The sequence below is a fragment of the Pseudovibrio ascidiaceicola genome, assembly GCF_900114245.1.
Taxonomy (GTDB): Bacteria; Pseudomonadota; Alphaproteobacteria; order Rhizobiales; family Stappiaceae; genus Pseudovibrio; species Pseudovibrio ascidiaceicola.
Window position 1 is genome coordinate 156,946 of the sequence record NZ_FOSK01000010.1, and the last position, 18,529, is coordinate 175,474.

Genomic DNA, 18,529 nt, shown 5'->3' on the forward strand with positions numbered 1-18,529 from the left:
TTGGAGCTTTCGTTCATCTGGTTCTCATTGGTGTACTCCGCTGCGCTTGTTAGGGTGTTGCGCGGCTGGAGTGCAGGCTTAGGCTTATGCGTGTCCTTATCCGAAAACCGGAACCATTTTTCGGGGATACGCTCTAACCTATAAAGGGGAGCGCACAATGCGCACTATCTTCAAGCTGGCAGCAACTGCTGCAGTTGCACTTGGTCTTTCCGCAGGGGCTTCAAATGCTGCTGATCCACTGAAAGTGGGTTTCATCTATGTTGGTCCGGTTTCTGACCATGGCTGGTCTTACCAGCACGATCAGGGCCGTCAGGCGATTGAAAAGCACTTTGGCGACAAAGTTGAAACCACTTACATTGAAAGCGTGCCAGAAGGTGCGGATGCCGAGCGCGCGATTGAGCGTCTGGCCCGCTCCGGTCACGAGCTGATCTTCACAACCTCCTTTGGTTACATGAACCCAACCTTGAAGGTTGCGCGCAAGTTTCCGAAAGTGAAGTTTGAGCATGCAACTGGCTACAAGCAGGCGAAGAACGTTTCTTCTTACGGCGCTCGCTTCTATGAAGGTCGTTATGTTCTTGGTCAGATCGCTGCTAAGATCTCCAAGTCCGGCACCGCTGGTTACATCGGTTCTTTCCCGATTCCTGAAGTTGTGCGTGGCATCAACTCCTTCATGCTGGGTGCGCAGTCTGTGAACCCGGACTTCAAGATCAAAACCATCTGGGTGAATTCCTGGTACGATCCGGGCCGTGAAGCTGATGCTGCAAAAGCGCTGATCGATCAGGGCGTTGACATCATGGTTCAGCACACTGACTCCCCAGCGCCTCTGCAGGTTGCTGAAGAGCGTGGCATCATGGGCTTTGGTCAGGCATCTGACATGATCAAGTTTGCGCCTAAGGCACAGGCAACTGCGATCATCGATGATTGGTCCGCTTACTACATTGCCCGCGTGCAGGCTGTGATGGACGGCAACTGGAAGGGCCAGGATACCTGGGGTGGTCTGGACGTTGACATGGTTCACATGGCGCCGTTCACCAACATCCCGCAGGATGTTGCAGATGAAGCTGCAAAAACACTTGCTGCGATCAAATCTGGTGAGCTGAAGCCATTTACCGGCCCAATCACCAAGCAGGATGGCTCTGAGTTCCTGAAAGCTGGTGAGAGCGCTGATGATGGAGCTCTGCTTTCCATGAACTTCTACGTAAAAGGCATCGACGACCAGCTGCCTAAATAAGCTTTTCGCTTATTTTCGGAGAGCGCCACATTTTTTCAGGGTGCTCTCCGCCGATTTCTGCAGTGGGGGCTTTCTCCCGCTGTCCACTTATTTCAATTGAACTTAAAAGAACAAGACAATGACAGCCACCTTCCTTAGTGAATGGCTCAATCTGCTTTTCCGCTGGTTTCACTTGATTGTGGGCGTGGGCTGGATTGGGACCTCTTTTTATTTCATCGCTCTTGACCTTTCCTTGCGCAAACGGGAAGGGCAGGCAGAGGGCATTTTTGGCAGCGCCTGGGAAGTCCATGGCGGCGGTTTCTACCATGTTGAGAAGTTCATGGTGGCACCGAAAGAGCTGCCGAAAGACCTGATGTGGTACAAGTGGGATGCTTATCTCACCTGGGTTTCAGGTTTTGCTCTTTTGAGCGTTCAGTACTACTTCAACGCAACAGTTTATCTCATTGACCCTGAGGTCATGAAGCTTTTGCCTGTTGAGGCTGTCGCAATTTCCATCGCCTCTCTTGGGCTTGGCTGGATCATTTATGATCGCCTGTGCCGTTCGGCGATTGGCAAGAATACACCTTTGCTGGCCGTGTGCCTTCTGGTGATCATTCTGGGTGCGACCTATGGTTATTCTCAGGTCTTTTCAGGCCGTGGGGTTCTCATTCACGTTGGTGCATTGATCGGCACGTTCATGGCCTTCAATGTGTTTATGGTGATTATTCCGAACCAGAAGAAAATTACCGCAGATTTGCTGGCAGGACGTAAACCTGATGCAGCGCTTGGCCTGATTGGCAAGCAGCGCTCGGTTCATAACAACTACCTGACATTGCCGGTTCTTTTGATGATGGTGTCCAACCATTATCCGTTGCTGACGGGGCATAGCCAGCCTGTGCTGGTTGTTGCGCTGATCCTCGTGATGGGCGGCATGGTGCGCCATTTCATCAATCGTCATGATGCACATGACAACTTTGCCAATTTCTGGTGGGCCTTGCCTACGGCAGCTGTCAGTCTGTTTGTGGCTCTCATTGTGACACAGCCAGCCAAGATTGGTGGTGGACACGGTCCGATCCCAGACAGTGACGTGCTGGAAATTGCGCAGACCCATTGTGCGGCCTGCCATAGTGCAACGCCAACCAATGAGGCATTTACAGAAGCGCCTAAAAACATTGAGCTGGACAGCATTGCTGATCTGCAGCGCTATGACAGCCTGATCATGGCGCAGGCGGTGCGGTCCTCTGCCATGCCACTTGGCAATGAGACAGGGATGACCAAAGAAGAGCGCGAGATCCTTGGCGCCTGGTTGCAGGGGCACTGAAGCGATGGTGACTTATTCTCTGGATGAGGTGAACCGGTTATCGCTGGACACCTTTGTCGAGGTGTTTGGCGGTGTTGCAGAGCATACTCCCTGGGTTGCAGCGGTTGCCCAGCGAGAAGCGCCGTTCGCTACTCGTAAGGCTTTGATCGACGCTTTCACGAAGGCGCTTCATGATGCGGATGAAGAGGCGCAGCTGGCGTTAATCCGCGCGCATCCTGACCTTGCTGGCAAAGCAGCGCGGGCGGGTAAAATGGCCGATGCTTCGGCGAATGAGCAGTCGGGTGCTGGATTGGATCAACTGAGTGATGCGGAATATGAGCAGTTCACCCAGCTTAACGGCACCTACAAATCCAATTATGGCTTCCCTTTCATCTTTGCGGTGAAGGGTGCGACCAAGCATCAGATTCTGGAGGCTTTCCAGCTTCGTTTGCAGAATTCTGCAAAGGATGAGTTTGCGGAGGCTTTGCGTCAGATCTGCCGGATCTTCAGCTTTCGGCTGGAGGATCTGGTGGCAGATGAACAGAGTGCTTGCAGTCCCTGACCCTTGCCGGAAAGTGCTTGCTACAGTTACGTAATGGGCAATAATCCACTGGAACATGGGGGGCTGCGCTATAAGATGCTTGCAACCATCACCGTTATCTATTGGATTACTGCTACTGTAAAATTCAAGGGGAGCATTCATGAAGGCCGCGATTGAAAACCGGTTTGCGGAGCAGGTCGAGTTCCTGCGCGAATTGGTCAAGGTGCCAAGCGACAACCCGCCAGGGGATACGGAGCACCATGCGTTGCGGACTGCTGAGCTGCTTGAAGGCCTTGGCTTTACCGTTGAAAAACACCCTGTTCCAGAACCATTTGTGCGCCAGAACGGCATGGTTTCCGTGACCAACCTGATCATTCGTGAAACGTTTGGCGATGGGTTTGGTCCGGTGATTGCTCTTAATGCTCACGGTGATGTGGTGCCTCCGGGGGAAGGTTGGTCCAAAGACCCTTATGGCGCCGAGATTGATGATGGTGCTCTTTACGGGCGCGGGGCTGCGGTTTCCAAAGGAGATTTTGCCACCTACGCTTTTGCGTTGCTGGCTCTTCGTGAGTATGCGGATGAGCTGGAAGGTTCCGTTGAGCTGCACCTGACCTATGACGAAGAAGCTGGTGGGTTTGTTGGGCCGAAGTGGCTGTTGGAGCAGGAGCTGACCAAGCCGGATTATGCGATCTCAGCAGGGTTTTCCTATGCTGCGACAACGGCTCACAACGGCTGTTTGCACATGGAAGTGATCTTCCGTGGACGTCAGGCGCATGCTGCGATGCCAGAGAGTGGTGCAGATGCCTTGCAAGCAGCAACGCCTGTTCTCGCTGCGCTTTATGAGGAACGTGATCGCCTCAAGTCTATTCAGAGTGATCAGGACGGTATCGGATCGCCTCAGATCACCGTGGGGCTCATATCTGGTGGTATCAATACCAATGTGGTGCCAGAGCGTGTCTCGCTTCGCGTTGACCGGCGTTTGATCCCTGAAGAGAACGGCGAACAGGTAGAAGAGCAGTTGATTGCGTTGATTGAAGCTTTGGTGCCGGATGATTGCGGTGTTGAGGTTGAGTGTCGACGCATTATGATTGCTGAGCCGCTGCGCGAATTGCCAGGAGCCAAAAAACTGGTGGAAGCGTTGAAATGGCCTGCCAAAGAGGTTTTGGGCATTGAGCTGAAAAGCACAGGTGCTCCGCTTTACACTGATGCCCGCCATTATGCTGAGGCTGGTATTCCAACAGTGCTTTATGGTGCAGGACCGCGTTCCATTCTGGAAGCCAATGCTCATGGGGCGGATGAGCATTTGCAGCTGTCGGACTTAAAGGCGGCTACGATTATTGTCGCAGACGCCTTGAAAACACTTCTTCGATAATGTGAGAAAAGTCCGGAATTTCCGGGCTTTTTTATTAGCCCACCCGACCAGATAGGGCTGTGAAAATGCCTGCACCCAGAAGGCCTGTTCCGCCAACCTTATTGAGGCGTTTGAGTGTGTTTGGTCCGTTGACAACTTTGCGCAATCCGCCTGCCATGGTCACCCAGAACACTGTGTTCACACCGCCAAGCGTTACGAAGGTGAGGCCGAGAATGAAAAACTGGGTCAACACAGGCTGGGTTTGGTCAACAAACTGAGGCAGGAACGCCACGAAGAACAGCATGCCCTTTGGGTTGAAGGTGGTGACCAGCAGGGTGTCTCTAAAGATCTGGAAAGCCGGAACCTGTGGCATATCAACTTGTGTAGATGGGCCGGAATTGCTGCGCCACATCTTAATGCCGATATAGATCAGATAAGCTGCACCAATGTATTTCATGATCTGGAAGAGCATGGCGGAGGCCGCCAAAACAGCACCAAGACCTGCAAGAGCTGCTGTAATTGCAAACAGGTCCCCCAACATCACCCCAGTAACGGAGGCAACTGCAGCGCGTTTGCCCTGACTAAGGCTGTAACTGACGACCATCAGGACGGTTGGGCCAGGTATGATCAACAGTAGGATACTTGCCGCGGCAAACGCGATCCATGTTTCAAATGCCATGGTGTTCTCCGGAAAGGCCTGATCGATCATGAACAGGTGATGAGTTGAAAGGCTTTGAGCTGATATCTCAAAGTGTGCAGCAAATGAGAAGCTTACCCATGTAGATGCTGTTTGGGTAGAGGTCGGCCTTTGAGAAATACTGGTGAGACTTTGAGTTCTTGCCCCTGTCTATGAGTTTTATGGAAACTTTCCTGACAGTGCGATGAATAGCCCGGCACTCAGCAGACCGGTGCCTCCGATCCTGTTGAGACGTTTTGCGCATTTGCCTCCGGTGAGCATGGCACTGCAACTGCCTGCCATGGAGGTCCAGAACATGGTGTTGATGCCACCGAGGACCACGAAGGTTGTTCCCAGCAATATAAACTGCGGAATGACTGGAATCGTGTCCTCTACAAATTGCGGGAGAAAGGCGACGAAGAACAGCATGTCTTTGGGGTTGAAGGCTGAGACCAGAAACGTATCTCTGAAAATTTGCAGGCGGGTCGTTGCCACAATCTCCATCTGGTCTTTGAGGACAGATTTCCTGCGCCACATGCTGACGCCCAGATAAATGAGGTATGTCGCTCCCGCATATTGCAGAATGTCATAGAGCAGTGCGGAGGTTGATATGACTGCGCCGAGCCCGGCCAATGCGACCGAGATCAGCAAGATACTTCCCAAACTCACACCAAGAGCTGAGGCGACAACGGCCCTCAGGCCCTGGCTGATGCCATAACTGGAGACCATAAGGACCGTTGGTCCGGGAATGATGAGTAAGATGGTGCAGGCGAGGACGTAAGTCAGCCAAACCTCGATGGCCATGGCTTTTCTCCTGAAACGATATGTTGCACAGGAGAAGTAGACGCGAATTGTGACCAAATTTCTGCGGGTGTGATGATGAAATACGACAATGGAAACAATTGTTTACGCCTCACATTTTATTGCAAGAGGCAATGGTGTTCGATGAAAGTTTGAGCGATTGGGTGTTGTTGCTCGCACGAGAGCTCAACTTGATGAGAATGGTTTGACCCAGACTGTCAGGTTTCCGGAGCTTTCAAAGCCTGCCTGCGTGGCACAGTGGAGCGTTTCATCGCGTGCATACCCGACTATGGATTTTGATGGTTGCCATGCTTGCAACAGGCCCGCCATTTGTCTGAACTCTTGAGGGGACAGTGCACCTGCAAAGGTGTTGGAGAGGCCAGTTGAGTTGTCAGAACTGTTTCCGATGAAGCCCTTGGTGTACTGTCCCGCCTTCCTAAAGCCCCAGAAGGTCATGTTCGGATTGGTGAGAAGAGCAGGTGGAAACATTTGCCGGTCTGTCAGGTTGCCGCTTGCCTTCCATGCTGTCTCCCAATGCTCCAATTGTTGAGCCGTTTTTACCTGCTCCCAGCCTGACGTGTCTTCTATGACCGTTTCAGTGAGGTGAAACCAGCAGGCATCGAATAGCTTATTGAAGCCAAATTGTTTCAGAGACAAATCTGCAAAGCTGTCTTTGACATAAAGATCAAAGGTTGCAGTGCGTGTGAGGTCATTGATCAGCTCAGGTTTTGTTGCCGGAAGGCGCGTCACGATGCTGGAGTAAAACGGAAGGGGCAGCACAGTGGTGTGAAACAGCTCATCGGAGCACTCATAAGGAATGCCATGGGCCTCAAGCATATGCCGATAAAGGTTCGCATTGTTATTGGCTGCTTCTAATTGCCAAGTGGTCTTGTCGATGAGAGTTAGGCCCACGTGTTACTGATCTCCTGTACGAGTTTGCATCATAGGAGAATGGGGTGTGGGATCAGTAGGCTGGGCGTTGAAAATAGAGCGTAGCATTCACAAATAGTAGGTGTGTCGAGTATTGCTATGCAATTATAAGTTTCACGCAAGGAAAATACTCGTAATGTGCATGTGTAATATATTGGAGTGAGTTCAATGCCTAACACTGCACCATTTTCTTATCCCGTTCAGATTACGTCATCCGAGAACGGTGTTATTGCGGTTCGCGTATTTTTTCAGGATTTAGATCTTTCAGACACTCATAGCCTTGTTCTTAAAACCGATGAAATGATCGGTACTGGAACAGTTGTTAGTGAAGATACATTCCACTATGATCCTGGAACAGAGTTCGATTATCTTGCCGCGGGCGAAACAGCTACAGATACATTTTCCTATGCAATTACGGATGCGGCGGGAGAGAGCTCTACATCGACTGTCTCGATTACACTTACTGGACAAAATGACGGGCCGGTGGCTATCGCAATTGCGAAGCAGACAGATGAAACCACAGCAATAGAAATTGCTCCCGAATTTTCAGATTCAGATAGTACGGATAACCACACCTACTCGGTTGATACATCTGGTACGTTAGGTGCTGTTACAATCAACGAGGATGGGACTTTCTCTTATGACCCTAATGGGAAGTTCGATAATCTTGATGTTGGTGAAACAGCGACCGATACATTTACTTATATGGTGACTGATGCAGCAGGTGAGAGTTCAACCGAAACAGTCACGATAACGGTGCATGGTAAGGGCCAAGGTCAGAATACTCCGCCTATAACATACCCGGTTGAATTGACTTCCCATGAAGATGGCCGGATTGTTTTTCGTATTATCTTCCAAGATCCCGATCTTGGAGACACACACACTTACTCTGTAAATACAAATGAACTGGACGGTATGCTGTCGAAAACCGGTGACGGCGTCTTCGAGTATACTCCAAACCCTGTATTTGATTACCTGTCTAACGGAGAAACTGGTACTGATACGTTCACTTACACCGTAACTGATAATCATGGCGGTAGTCATACTTCAACCGTGACATTGACAATCATCGGTGAGAATGATGCGCCCGTTGCTTCTGCGGTAAACGTCAGTACCACAGAAAGCAATTCTGTTGTTGTATCTCCTGTGTTCGTTGATCCAGATACCAATGACACTCATAGTTTCACCGTTGATACCAGCAGCACGTCAGGAACAGTCACCATCAACGATGATGGCACGTTCACGTATGATCCGAATGGGCAGTTCAACAACCTAAACAATGGAGAAGTTGCTACTGATACATTCAGTTATACGGTGACTGACAGTTTAGGTGGGAGTTCGACTGAGACGGTAACGGTAACTGTGAATGGAGAGAGTGACTTTGCGGTTAGTCCAGCAAAACTCTTAGCTTCGGATGGGGCAGCAGAGGACAATTTTGGTCGACATGCGCAAGTGAATGATCAAGGTGTAATTGTTGTCGGTTCACATGGAGACGATGACAATGGTCGTAATTCTGGATCAGTGTATGTCTATAGGCCAAATGAAGACGGTACTTTTGTCGAAACCAAATTGATGGCGTCTGACGGTGGGCGAACTGGGGCATTTGGTGAAAATGTGGCGATAAACAACTCTGGTGTCATTGCTGTCGGCGCCGCAGTACCTGGTTCCAACGTTCATGGCTCAGGCTTGGTCTATGTGTACACCCCTGATGAAGATGGTGGATATACAGAAAGCAAAATTTCAATTTCTCAAAAAGGTATATTGGGAGTTCATGGCCTCCATATTAACGATAACGGAGTGATCGCAGCAGCTAACTACTATGGACACACAGATGTTATTTACATATTCACGCCAGATGGATCTGGAGGCTACGTTGAAGCAAAGTTAACCTCACCAGATGGCTTTGGTGCAGAGATGTCGTTTAATGACGATGGTGTGGTGTTTACTGGATGGCCAAATGATTTAGCACGCGTATTCACTCCAGATGGATCTGGAGGATATACGGAAATGCAACTTACGCCTCCAGAAACGGACAATCTTTTTGGATATCGTGGTGTAGTTAGAGATGATGGCGCGATTGTTACCACAGGGCTGCGAGCTGTGTGGATTTATGAACCAAATGGTCAGGGAAATTACACTGTAACAAAACTGAACTCGGATCGTAACAGCACACAAGTAGCGACCAATAGTAGCGGGGTTATCGCGTCCAACTACTCTGAGGATGCTGCAGTTGTGTATGTTCCAGACGGCTTTGGAAACTATTTGCAAATTATATTACGTGCAAATGACAGCGGTGCTGGGGATCCTTTTGACGCATTCGGAAACGACATTTCTATCAATGAAGACGGTGTTGTTACAGTAAGTGCAAGTCACGACGATGACAAAGGACAAGACTCTGGTTCCGTCTACGTCTTCGTACCTAATGAAGACGGTAACTATGTCGGACCTGATGGCACCGTTTATGAGCCATCCGATACAGCACCAGTGATCGAGATCTTTGATAGTACTCCACTTACAATCAACGGCAGTGAGAATGCTGAGGTGCTGAAAGGTGGGGTGGATGCGGATACCATCAATGGGCATGACGGGGATGATGTTATTTCTGGTGGATCTGGTGACGATCAACTCTCAGGTGGAGCAGGAAATGACACCTTCAAGTTCGCTACAGGTGAAAGTGGGCATGATGTGATCACCGACTTTGAGGCAGGAGCAGGGTCTTTTGATGTGATCGAGTTTGAAAGCTCAGTCTTTGCTGATTTTGATGCTGTTATGGCTTCTGTTGAAGACAGCGGTTCCAACGTAGTCATCACGATTGACGAAGATACTTCGATCACCTTGAGGGGCGTAAATGTCACTGATTTGCATCAGGACGACTTCACGTTTGTCTAAGTGAATTGGTTGCTATTGAAGGTTCCTCTAGAGCCTTCAATAAGAATAGTGATGAATCCCGCTTCGTATGAGCGGGGTTTTTCTTTTGCTCTCCAATCAATAGCCAGCGGCTGCATATGGACCGCCGCCCTGACGATAGACGAGGAGGGTGCGGGTGTAAGAGAGGGCTTCGGCGCCGGTTTGATCGTGCGCGACGGTTTTTACGGTCAAAATGCCTTGGTCTGGTCTGGAACGGCTTTCTCGCTTTGACAGGACTTCGCTTTGCACTTTGAAGCGATCATCCGCATAGAAATGACGAGACAATTTTGTATCGGTCCACCCCAGATTGGCAACCACACGGCCAAAGGTGGTTGTGGTGGCGGCGGTGACCAGTGAGAGCACGTGCAGTTCTGATGCTGGCAGACGGTCTCTGCCGTAGACTTCGCGGGCAAACTCATGATCACGGTAGAGTGGGTGCCATTGCATGCTCTGGACGGCGTGGCGGAGCATGGAGGAGGAGTGGAGTGTGATGTCCGGACTGTGCTCGAAGATCTGACCTTTGCCGAAGCCTTCAAAGTAGATGCCTGTTTCTTCCTGCAGGGACCCATTCTCACGTTGATGATAGGCCAGAAACCAAGGATTACTACAGGTATTGGGGAGATCGCCCCAGACCGGGTGTTTGCCTTTTTTGAAGATGCTGAGTGTGTATGTGAGGTTGGCAACTTCAACGCCTTCCTGATTGGTGCAGCAGGCTTTTACGGTGACGTGGCCGGTTTTGTCTTCAGTTTCTTCTACTGCGATGATCTGACTGCTGCAGTAGAGCGTGTCGCCGCCGAAGATGGGCGCAGTCATGGAGATGTTTTCGAACGCTGTGATACGGTCTTTTCTGGCAAAGGTCTTCCAGCTCATGCCGAAGATCTTTTGCAGCGTCAGTGTGGAAACCATCAGAGGTTTTTTGAATTCTGTCTGGGCTGCATAGTGAGCGTCGTAATGCAGCATTGCCGCATTGAAGGTGTCCAACGCTTCCTCTGCATTTTCCTGCTGAGAAACCGTCATGCCGGGACGATGGTGGAAGACTTGGCCAACGGAAAATTCTTCAAAGTTAAGGCCATAGATCTCCAAAAACCGATTTTCCGAGATTTGGGCGTAGGCTGAATACATGGTGGGCTCCTCTCAGCCTAGTAGATGGTCAGTTTCTTTGCTTCTTCGCGCAGCTCATCTCGAAATTGTGGGGCGGCGAGTTCAATGAGGGCGTGGGCGCGTTCTGAGGTGGACATGCCAAACAGATTGGCGCAGCCGTACTCTGTGGCCACATAGCTGACGTCATTGCGCGGGGTTGTGACGATGTTTTGCAGGCGTGGGACTATCTTGGAAATGCTGCCATTCTTCGCGGTGGAATGGGCTGCCAGCACGGCAATGCCTTCTTTGGAGCGGAACGCGCCGCGGACGAAGTCCAGCTGCCCACCGCTGCCGGAAATCTGGCGCCAGTTGATGGATTCTGAGGCCACTTGTCCGAAGAGATCAATCTCCACGAAGGAGTTCACAGAGACCATGCGATCATTTTGGGCGATGATGTGTGGGTTGTTGACGTAGTGGGCTGGATGGCACGCCATGGTGGGGTTGTTGTCGAGAAATGCGTAGTAGTCGTGATTGGAGAACAGCGCGATGTTAAAAACTGTGTGCCCGACATTGAGCTGTTTATACCGGTTGGATACGTTACCGGCCTGTATCAACTCGAACAGCGTATCTCCCAGCATTTCAGTGTGAATGCCAAGGTCAGACTTTGTTTTCAGACGCTTGCCAACTTCATTTGGGACGCCGCCAATGCCCAGTTGAATGCAGGCGTGGTCTGGCACCAGCTCAGCCACAAACTCTGCGATCTTATGATCTTCAGGACTTGGCACTTTTTTCGGCAAGACCATAAGGTCACTGTTGTGCTCAATGAGGGCTGAGACCTGAGAGATGTGTACCAGCCCAGACCCAAAAGTGCGCGGCATATGTTGATTGGCTTCAATGATGATCTGACCGGCTTCAAATGCGAGGGGGATAGACATGCTGCCATCCACGCCAAAGCTGAAATAGCCGTGCTCGTCCATGGGAGAGACCTGAAACAGGTGTACATTGGGCTTGCCATGGCGGGCGAAAACACCTCTTGCATACAGACTAAAATGCTCTGGCAAATAGTGCGGAATGATCAGATCCGGATGGCTCTGCCTCAACTCCTTAGCGCGATCCGCAAGATGACGAAAACTTCCGCCTAAGAAAGGGCAGAGCAGTTTGATTTGCTTGAGCACATCGACATTTGAAAACTGATCGACAATCTCTTTACGTGAGCGGAGCAGGTAAACATCTGGTGTGTCACGGAAGTATCCGGCAGCAGCGGCTTCGCAGAAGGCACGCGTAAGGCGAGGAGGGGTTCCGCAATAACACCCGAAGGTGATCAGCTTTGTATCTCTTGCAAGCGTTTTGATGGCCTCATCAGCGCTCGTTAGTTTCTGCTTATACAGCTGATCGTAGTTTTCTGCAGGCATGCGATTTCCGGAGTTCATCGACAAAGGGGTAAGGTTGACCCTATCCATTTTCAGGAAATTAATTGTTACTGATCTACATTCTGCCTGAGCGGCATCAATGGATTAAGTTGGAGTTCCGGTGTGAAGAGCCTGTTATTCTTACCTGCAGATAAAGCACATCTTTTCCCGAAGGCGACGGCATCGGGAGCAGGGTGTGTGGTGCTTGATCTTGAAGACGGTGTTTGTGAAAAGCAAAAGTCTGCAGCGCGTGATTTGTTGCGTGGTCTGCAAGATGAGTTGCGTGAACATGAGACTTGTGAAATTGGTGTTCGCATCTCATCTTTGAGCACGCCAAGCGGGTTGGAGGATGTGCTGTGTCTGTTGGAACTGGCGCATTTGCCAGACTGGATTTTTCTACCCAAATGTGAGAGCCCGCGAGACCTGGAGCAACTGGATCATCTCCTTCGCGCACATCCTGGCAAAGAGATGGTACGGATTTGCGCATTGTTGGAAACGCCAGCCGGACTGTCCAATGCTGAAGCGATTGCCTCAACCCATGCACCGCTTCATGCACTGGCTTTTGGGTATGCGGACTATACGGCAGAGACGGGCGGTACTATGGGCTGGAACAGTCTTGTATGGCCACGTGGACAGCTGCTGAATGCAGCCGTGCAGAACCATCTTTGGGCCATTGATGGTGTGTTTCTGGATTTCAATGATCCTGAAGGACTTGAGGATGAAGCCCGCAATGCGCGAGATATGGGATATAACGGCAAGTTTGCCATTCATCCTTCTCAAGTCAGCGTTGTCAATTCGTGCTTTGAACCCAGTGATGAGGAAGTTCAGTGGGCCTTGAATGTGCTTGAAAAGCAAAAGGATACGGCAGGACAAGGCGCTTTTGTTGTTGATGGCAAGATGGTCGATGCTCCTGTGATCCTACGCGCGAGACGTTTGCTTGGTCTGAGTGATGGTGATGATCATCCGTAAGTATTTATATAATTGAATACTTATATGGTTTATGCTATAATGTGATAATGATAAGTAATTCCATAATCTACCTTATGCATAAGTTTGATTTTTACTTGTTATTACTGTGTGAGATCAATCATTCTGTGCAGTGTAAGGAGTAGGGGGGAGTGGCAGGTCTTCGCTAGACTCACGAGAGTGAAATGATCTCAGGTGAATGTGCTGAAATGCTACGTAGTAAGCCTAAGTTGATGAATATGTTTCACTTTGCGGAAATGTATGTCCTTGAATACACCTGATTTTAGTCTTCGGGTTTTGTATTAAAGAACAAGCCTTTTTAACTTTGAATGACTGGTGAGTAACGCTGTTAACCGCGCTGGCATCCTTGAAATATCATCTCTTTTATACTTAGCAGGAGGTTTGTTAGGCTCGGGTTGAATGCTGGTGCTGCATACCTGCATTTGCAAAATTTAGCTTTCCCTGTATGCATCTGGGCCACTACGGCCCGAACAGGTCAAGGAGCCCGTCATGTCTATGATGAGAGCGGCCGTTGTGCGCGAGTTTGGTGCACCGTTGGACGTGTGTGAAGTTGAAAAGCCTACAGTAAATGATGACAGTGTTCTGGTGAAAATTGAGGCCACTGGCGTGTGTCACACTGACCTTCACGCTGTTGAAGGTGACTGGCCAGTCAAGCCGACGCCAGCCTTTATTCCGGGCCATGAAGGCGTGGGAATTGTGGTTGAGAAAGGCCGGAATGTCACTTCGGTGAAAGAGGGGGATCGTGTTGGAATTCCCTGGCTTCACACCGCTTGCCGCTGCTGTCGTCACTGTGTTGATGGCTGGGAAACTTTATGTGAAAGCCAGCAAAACACTGGTTACAGCGTCAATGGCAGCTTTGCAGAATACGCTTTGGCAGACCCGAATTTTGTCGCTCATTTGCCGAAAGAACTTGAATTTGCACCAGCAGCACCAATCCTGTGCGCGGGCGTGACTGTATATAAGGGACTGAAGGAAACTGAGACAAAACCGGGGCAAACGGTTGTGATTTCCGGTATTGGCGGTTTGGGGCATCTGGCTGTTCAATACGCCAAGGCCATGGGCTTACATGTGATTGCGGTTGATATTGCAGAGGACAAACTGGAGCTTGCAAAATCACTTGGCGCGGATATGACGCTCAATGCATTCAAGTGCGATCCAGTGGCTGAAGTGCAAGCTGGCGGCGGTGCTGAGGGCGTGTTGGTCACGGCAGTGGCTGGCAAGAGCTTCCAGCAAGGTGTTGGTATGTTGGCACGCGGCGGCACTATGAGCCTTGTTGGTTTGCCTCCTGAGGATTTCCCACTCAACATCTTTGATATGGTGCTCAACCGCAAAACCTTACGCGGTTCCATTGTGGGCACGCGAAATGATCTGCGAGAGTCCTTGGAGTTTGCTGGTGAAGGCCAGGTCGCTGCGCATTACACCACAGAGCCGCTCGATAATGTGAATGACATCTTTGACCGTATGCGCAATGGCAAGATTGAAGGCCGGATCGTGATGGACTTTTAGAGCCTGAAAATGCTTTGGTTCCGCAGACTGTGCATAGGAGTCTGCGGCATTTGTGTATTTGGGTGGTGGTGCATTCAATGAGTTCAAGCCTCGTCAATATGCTCATCAAGTTTCTTGAGTAAACGTGTCATCTCGGCGCATTCGTCCTCAGAATACACTTTGGTCAGAAGCGGATAGGCGACATTTGCCATGGCGTTAAGAGCGGTCGTGAGCTTGCTTTCACCTTCCTGCGTAATGTTGATCAGGATAACCCGTTTATCCGTTTCTGATCTATGACGCGTGACGAGGCCCTGTTTCTCCAGTCGGCCAATGATCTTCGTTGCGCCACCTTCGGTGAACATCAGGGCACTGGAAATATCACTCATTCGCACTTCACCTCCTGACTGCTGGACGCGTCCAAGAAGCTCTTTTTCTGACAAGGTCAGATCACATGCCTCTGTCACTGCCGCTTGTAGCTTCTGCCTAAGGCGAGCGGCTTGCAGTAACAGCAGATGCGCTGTCTGAATGGTTGCCTTTTGGGACTCTGGGGCGAAATTAAACTGAGTCATCACATATCCGAGGTGTTACAAACAATACTTGACTGGATTAGTAATCTAGTCAAGTATTATGGTCGATCGATCTTGACCGACTGTAAACAAGGATAAAAAAGTGTCCATAGGCCTCACCCCATCTAAACCTCCAAAATCCAGTATTTTGCGCCTTTTACGGTGTATGTTTCGTCAGGGGGCGAGAACCCGTATTTGTCCTCCCGGACCACGACTTGACGGAAAAACTGTTCTGATAACAGGCGGATCAGCGGGTGTGGGCGAGTATGTTTCCCGAGGATTGATTGCGCGGGGGGCCAAGGTTGTGTCTCTGTCCCGCGGCATTTCTCAGGGTAAGGGAGGGATTGCTGATCTCCGGCAAGTTAAATGCGATCTATCTTGCTTGCAGTCTGTGGCGGATGCGGTTGGCAAAGTGGGTGATCAGAAAATTGATATATTGATCTGTAACTCAGGTGTTTTGCTGCACGACCATGAAATGGCTTCTGACGAGGTTGAAATGACCTTTGCTGTCAATGTTTTAGGCCATCATCTGTTGTATCGACTCTTGATAGAGCAAGGCAAATTTGCGGAGGATGCACGCATTGTGATGACATCGGGAGATGCCTATGTCATGGCTCAAACCTGTGATGTGAATCCGTTGAACTACTCAAGCAACCGGGTTTATGGCGGGAGCAAACTGGGCAATTTGTGGCAGATGCGGGAGCTCGCGATACGCTATCCGGCTCTCAAGAGCTATGCTATTCACCCCGGGGTTATTTTGAGCGGTTTTGGTGGGTTTGCTGAGCAAGGCGGGCTTAGAAGCTGGTTGGCCAAAAGACTGCTGATATCGGAAGAACTCGGGGCACAAGCTGCGCTTATTGCGGCGACGCAAGATGTTCCTAGCGGAACCTATTGGCACAACGTCTGGGGAGTTATGGATTTGCCTGAAGATGATGCTGGTATGGATCGGCAGAAATCGGGGGCTCTTTGGGATCAGCTCGAATTGCTTTCTGCGGCTTACCTTTGAGCTTTGATCGTTTGAAAGATGTACCAGGATTATGACAATATCGCAGATGTTGAAATCGCACATTTTGGAGGCGTGAAGCTACCTTTGTCCTTCGTACGGGCCGTATATGCCAAATACGCATAAGGTAGATTATGGAACTAAAACGTAAAAGGTCAGTTTGAGCTTAGTGTGTTGAGTTTATGTGGGTTTCGACAGCGGTTGCAATGCGTTGTGATGCGTGGCCGTCACCGAACGGATTTTTGCGATCGATCTTTGTGTGTTTGCCTTTCAGGATGTGCGCGGCTTCATCCGTGATGGTTTGCTCACATGTGCCAACGAGTTTTGCAAGTCCGCTTTCCAGTGCCTCGGGCCGCTCTGTGGTCTTACGCAGGATCAGTAGCGGTGTTCCAAACTCCGGTGCTTCTTCCTGAATGCCACCGCTGTCTGTGAGGATCAGGTCTGCGTCACGTTCCAATGCGATGAGCGCTTCATATGACAGCGGCGTGACCAGATGTACACGTGGCACATTTTTGAGCACGGACTCGACCATGTCTTTGACAACCGGATTTGGATGGACCGGCAATACGACCTGCAGATCCTCATGGGCTTTTGTGATGTGTTTTATGGCCTGACAAATGTGGCGCATGGGATCGCCCCAGTTTTCACGTCGGTGTGTGGTTACCAGCGCCAAACGTTTTTGCGGCCCCAGAACGTTCCTGAGTTCATCCAGCTCACGGGCTGGTTTGATCTTGCGTGACAGATGGCGCACGGCATCGACTACCGTGTTTCCCGTAGTGAGTATTTTCTCGTCACTTAAGCCTTCGCGCAGCAAGTTGTCTCTGGCGATGGATGTTGGTGCGAACAGTTTATGACACAGTTGGTCTGCCAGCCTGCGATTGGCTTCTTCTGGGAATGGATCACTCAGTTCGCCGCTGCGCAAGCCGGCTTCCACATGGCCAACGGGCACTGCGCTGTAAAAACTTGCCAGTGCGCCAGCGAACCCTGTTGTGGTGTCGCCATGAACCAGCGTGTATTTGGGATGGTGCACGGCCATATAGGCATTGATGCCTTTGAGTAGTTCTCCTGCCTGATCAGCCAGTTTGTGGCTTGTACTCGAAATGTCGAGCCAATTGATCTGGTGAATGTCGAAGGATTCAAGTGCGTTAGATGCGATTTCGCGGTGCTGGCCTGTCATCAGTACATGGGCGTGCAGCCCTGGACAGTTTGCGATTGCAGAGATGACCGGCGCCATTTTGATGGCTTCGGGACGAGTGCCGATGATGCACAGCACTTTGTCCGGGCCTGCTCCGATGATCTCTGGTTCTTTCATCTTATGCGCTACGGTCCTTGTGATTATTCGGCAGCTTCTGCATTCGCCAATGTGCTTGCACCGCAGACATGAGCGTTCTGTGTAAGGAACTCTTTGATCTCGCGACTGTGTTTGTTGTCGAACTTCAGGATGTGACTGGATAATGAGAACAAGGCCAAAGGCTGTGTGGGCGAAAAACTTGCGTTCTTCAAACGGCTTTTCATTGTGCCGAGCGTGGTTGGGATTGTGCTGAAATCTGGTGTTCTCGGGTCAATCTCGAAGATTTCCACCACCGGGATAACCGTATGATCTTGCGTGCTAAAGGCTGCGCTGATGGCGCGTTGCAAGTTGCGGCTGGAATAAGGTTCCATAAGCTTGGCCCCTAATCCATCCTGCAGCAGCAGAATGTCCATGGACGACTTTGCCATGAGCTTGTTCCAATGAGCGGCCAGCTTTCGCGGAATGGTTTTCAAATCAGTGTATCCAGAGATGGCAACAGGCCCCGGGAGGATGCGGTTCAAGATTGCGCGGGTTTGTTTTGTGTACCCGGTGACGAGCTTTCTGAGCTTGCTATCCAACAGCAGATTGCCGTCAATTTCATCTGGTATATACCAGCCCGCAAATACCTCAGTGGGATGTGCGGTGTAGCTGATCTGAGCCTTTATGGCCGCGGCGAGCTTTTCGGTCTCTGCTAAGCGATTGTCCAGATAGGTCTGGCCATCCTTTTGCAGCTTCTCCATGAAGGATGGATCATATCTGAGGCCGAACCAGAGTTTGGCTCCAGCTTCATCCGCGCCCATGATTGCGGCTTCGAGCCACATAGGCAGCTTGATTTCGTCCTGAAGATCGCTTCCCCAAACAGTCCACTGGAGGATGGCTTCGTTTATGCCAAGTCGTTGATGTGAAAGGAGTTCGCTGCGCCATAATCTAGGGTTAGGAAAATATTCATCGCCCCAAGGCTGTATGAAGCTCATATGTATAGGAATACATTC

The 18,529-nt window shown here is 50.4% G+C and carries 16 protein-coding genes; 8 read left to right on the forward strand and 8 right to left on the reverse strand.

Annotated elements, in window-relative coordinates:
• Window positions 1-157 precede the first annotated feature (157 nt).
• The 4 genes from BM231_RS18845 to BM231_RS18860 all read left to right on the forward strand — a co-directional run bounded on the left by BM231_RS18845 (window position 158) and on the right by BM231_RS18860 (window position 4,423).
• Window positions 158-1,231 (forward strand): BMP family ABC transporter substrate-binding protein, encoded by a 1,074-nt coding sequence (locus BM231_RS18845; protein ID WP_093521768.1) that lies wholly within the window; start codon window positions 158-160, stop codon window positions 1,229-1,231.
• Between the two features lie 118 nt (window positions 1,232-1,349).
• Window positions 1,350-2,531, forward strand: coding sequence for a urate hydroxylase PuuD (locus BM231_RS18850; protein WP_093521770.1), 1,182 nt, complete (start codon window positions 1,350-1,352; stop codon window positions 2,529-2,531).
• Window positions 2,532-2,535: 4 nt separating this feature from the next.
• Entirely contained in the window at window positions 2,536-3,072 is a 537-nt protein-coding gene (uraD, locus tag BM231_RS18855; RefSeq protein WP_093521772.1) for a 2-oxo-4-hydroxy-4-carboxy-5-ureidoimidazoline decarboxylase, read from the forward strand.
• Between the two features lie 139 nt (window positions 3,073-3,211).
• A complete protein-coding gene (locus BM231_RS18860; protein WP_093521774.1) occupies window positions 3,212-4,423 on the forward strand; it encodes an ArgE/DapE family deacylase in 1,212 nt (403 codons plus the stop codon).
• Between the two features lie 34 nt (window positions 4,424-4,457).
• On the opposite strand, the gene BM231_RS18865 is transcribed toward BM231_RS18860, so the two are convergent.
• From BM231_RS18865 to BM231_RS18875, 3 genes are all read right to left on the reverse strand, one after another.
• Complete coding sequence (locus BM231_RS18865) at window positions 4,458-5,081, reverse strand: LysE family translocator (protein WP_093521880.1); 624 nt, start codon at window positions 5,079-5,081, stop codon at window positions 4,458-4,460.
• Between the two features lie 177 nt (window positions 5,082-5,258).
• A complete protein-coding gene (locus tag BM231_RS18870) occupies window positions 5,259-5,882 on the reverse strand; it encodes a LysE family translocator (RefSeq protein WP_063303972.1) in 624 nt (207 codons plus the stop codon).
• 183 nt (window positions 5,883-6,065) lie between these two features.
• Complete coding sequence (locus BM231_RS18875) at window positions 6,066-6,791, reverse strand: hypothetical protein (protein ID WP_093521776.1); 726 nt, start codon at window positions 6,789-6,791, stop codon at window positions 6,066-6,068.
• A 186-nt stretch (window positions 6,792-6,977) separates the two neighbouring features.
• Here BM231_RS18875 and BM231_RS18880 point away from each other — a divergent pair, with 186 nt between their 5' ends.
• Window positions 6,978-9,698, forward strand: a complete 2,721-nt coding sequence (locus BM231_RS18880; protein WP_093521778.1) for a VCBS domain-containing protein — start codon at window positions 6,978-6,980, stop codon at window positions 9,696-9,698.
• Between the two features lie 96 nt (window positions 9,699-9,794).
• On the opposite strand, the gene BM231_RS18885 is transcribed toward BM231_RS18880, so the two are convergent.
• Together BM231_RS18885 and BM231_RS18890 are read right to left on the reverse strand one after the other, a co-directional pair.
• Window positions 9,795-10,838, reverse strand: a complete 1,044-nt coding sequence (locus tag BM231_RS18885) for a MaoC family dehydratase (RefSeq protein WP_093521780.1) — start codon at window positions 10,836-10,838, stop codon at window positions 9,795-9,797.
• A gap of 17 nt (window positions 10,839-10,855) precedes the next feature.
• The gene (locus tag BM231_RS18890; RefSeq protein ID WP_093521882.1) at window positions 10,856-12,208 is read right to left on the reverse strand and encodes an acetyl-CoA hydrolase/transferase family protein; all 1,353 of its coding nucleotides are present in this window, start codon (window positions 12,206-12,208) and stop codon (window positions 10,856-10,858) included.
• A 120-nt stretch (window positions 12,209-12,328) separates the two neighbouring features.
• Here BM231_RS18890 and BM231_RS18895 point away from each other — a divergent pair, with 120 nt between their 5' ends.
• Window positions 12,329-13,174 (forward strand): HpcH/HpaI aldolase/citrate lyase family protein, encoded by an 846-nt coding sequence (locus BM231_RS18895; protein WP_208860492.1) that lies wholly within the window; start codon window positions 12,329-12,331, stop codon window positions 13,172-13,174.
• A 507-nt stretch (window positions 13,175-13,681) separates the two neighbouring features.
• Window positions 13,682-14,698: an alcohol dehydrogenase AdhP gene (gene adhP / locus BM231_RS18900; RefSeq protein ID WP_093521782.1), complete on the forward strand. Its 1,017-nt coding sequence runs from the start codon at window positions 13,682-13,684 to the stop codon at window positions 14,696-14,698.
• Between the two features lie 83 nt (window positions 14,699-14,781).
• Here adhP and BM231_RS18905 read toward each other — a convergent pair whose 3' ends face one another.
• Complete coding sequence (locus tag BM231_RS18905; protein WP_093521784.1) at window positions 14,782-15,246, reverse strand: MarR family winged helix-turn-helix transcriptional regulator; 465 nt, start codon at window positions 15,244-15,246, stop codon at window positions 14,782-14,784.
• 163 nt (window positions 15,247-15,409) lie between these two features.
• Here BM231_RS18905 and BM231_RS18910 point away from each other — a divergent pair, with 163 nt between their 5' ends.
• Entirely contained in the window at window positions 15,410-16,249 is an 840-nt protein-coding gene (locus BM231_RS18910; RefSeq protein ID WP_093521786.1) for an SDR family NAD(P)-dependent oxidoreductase, read from the forward strand.
• 163 nt (window positions 16,250-16,412) lie between these two features.
• Here the strand turns inward: BM231_RS18910 and wecB are convergent, their stop codons facing one another.
• Both wecB and BM231_RS18920 read right to left on the reverse strand, forming a co-directional pair.
• A complete protein-coding gene (gene wecB, locus BM231_RS18915) occupies window positions 16,413-17,558 on the reverse strand; it encodes a non-hydrolyzing UDP-N-acetylglucosamine 2-epimerase (protein ID WP_093521788.1) in 1,146 nt (381 codons plus the stop codon).
• 23 nt (window positions 17,559-17,581) lie between these two features.
• A complete protein-coding gene (locus BM231_RS18920) occupies window positions 17,582-18,511 on the reverse strand; it encodes a DUF4434 domain-containing protein (protein WP_093521886.1) in 930 nt (309 codons plus the stop codon).
• Window positions 18,512-18,529: the final 18 nt, after the last annotated feature.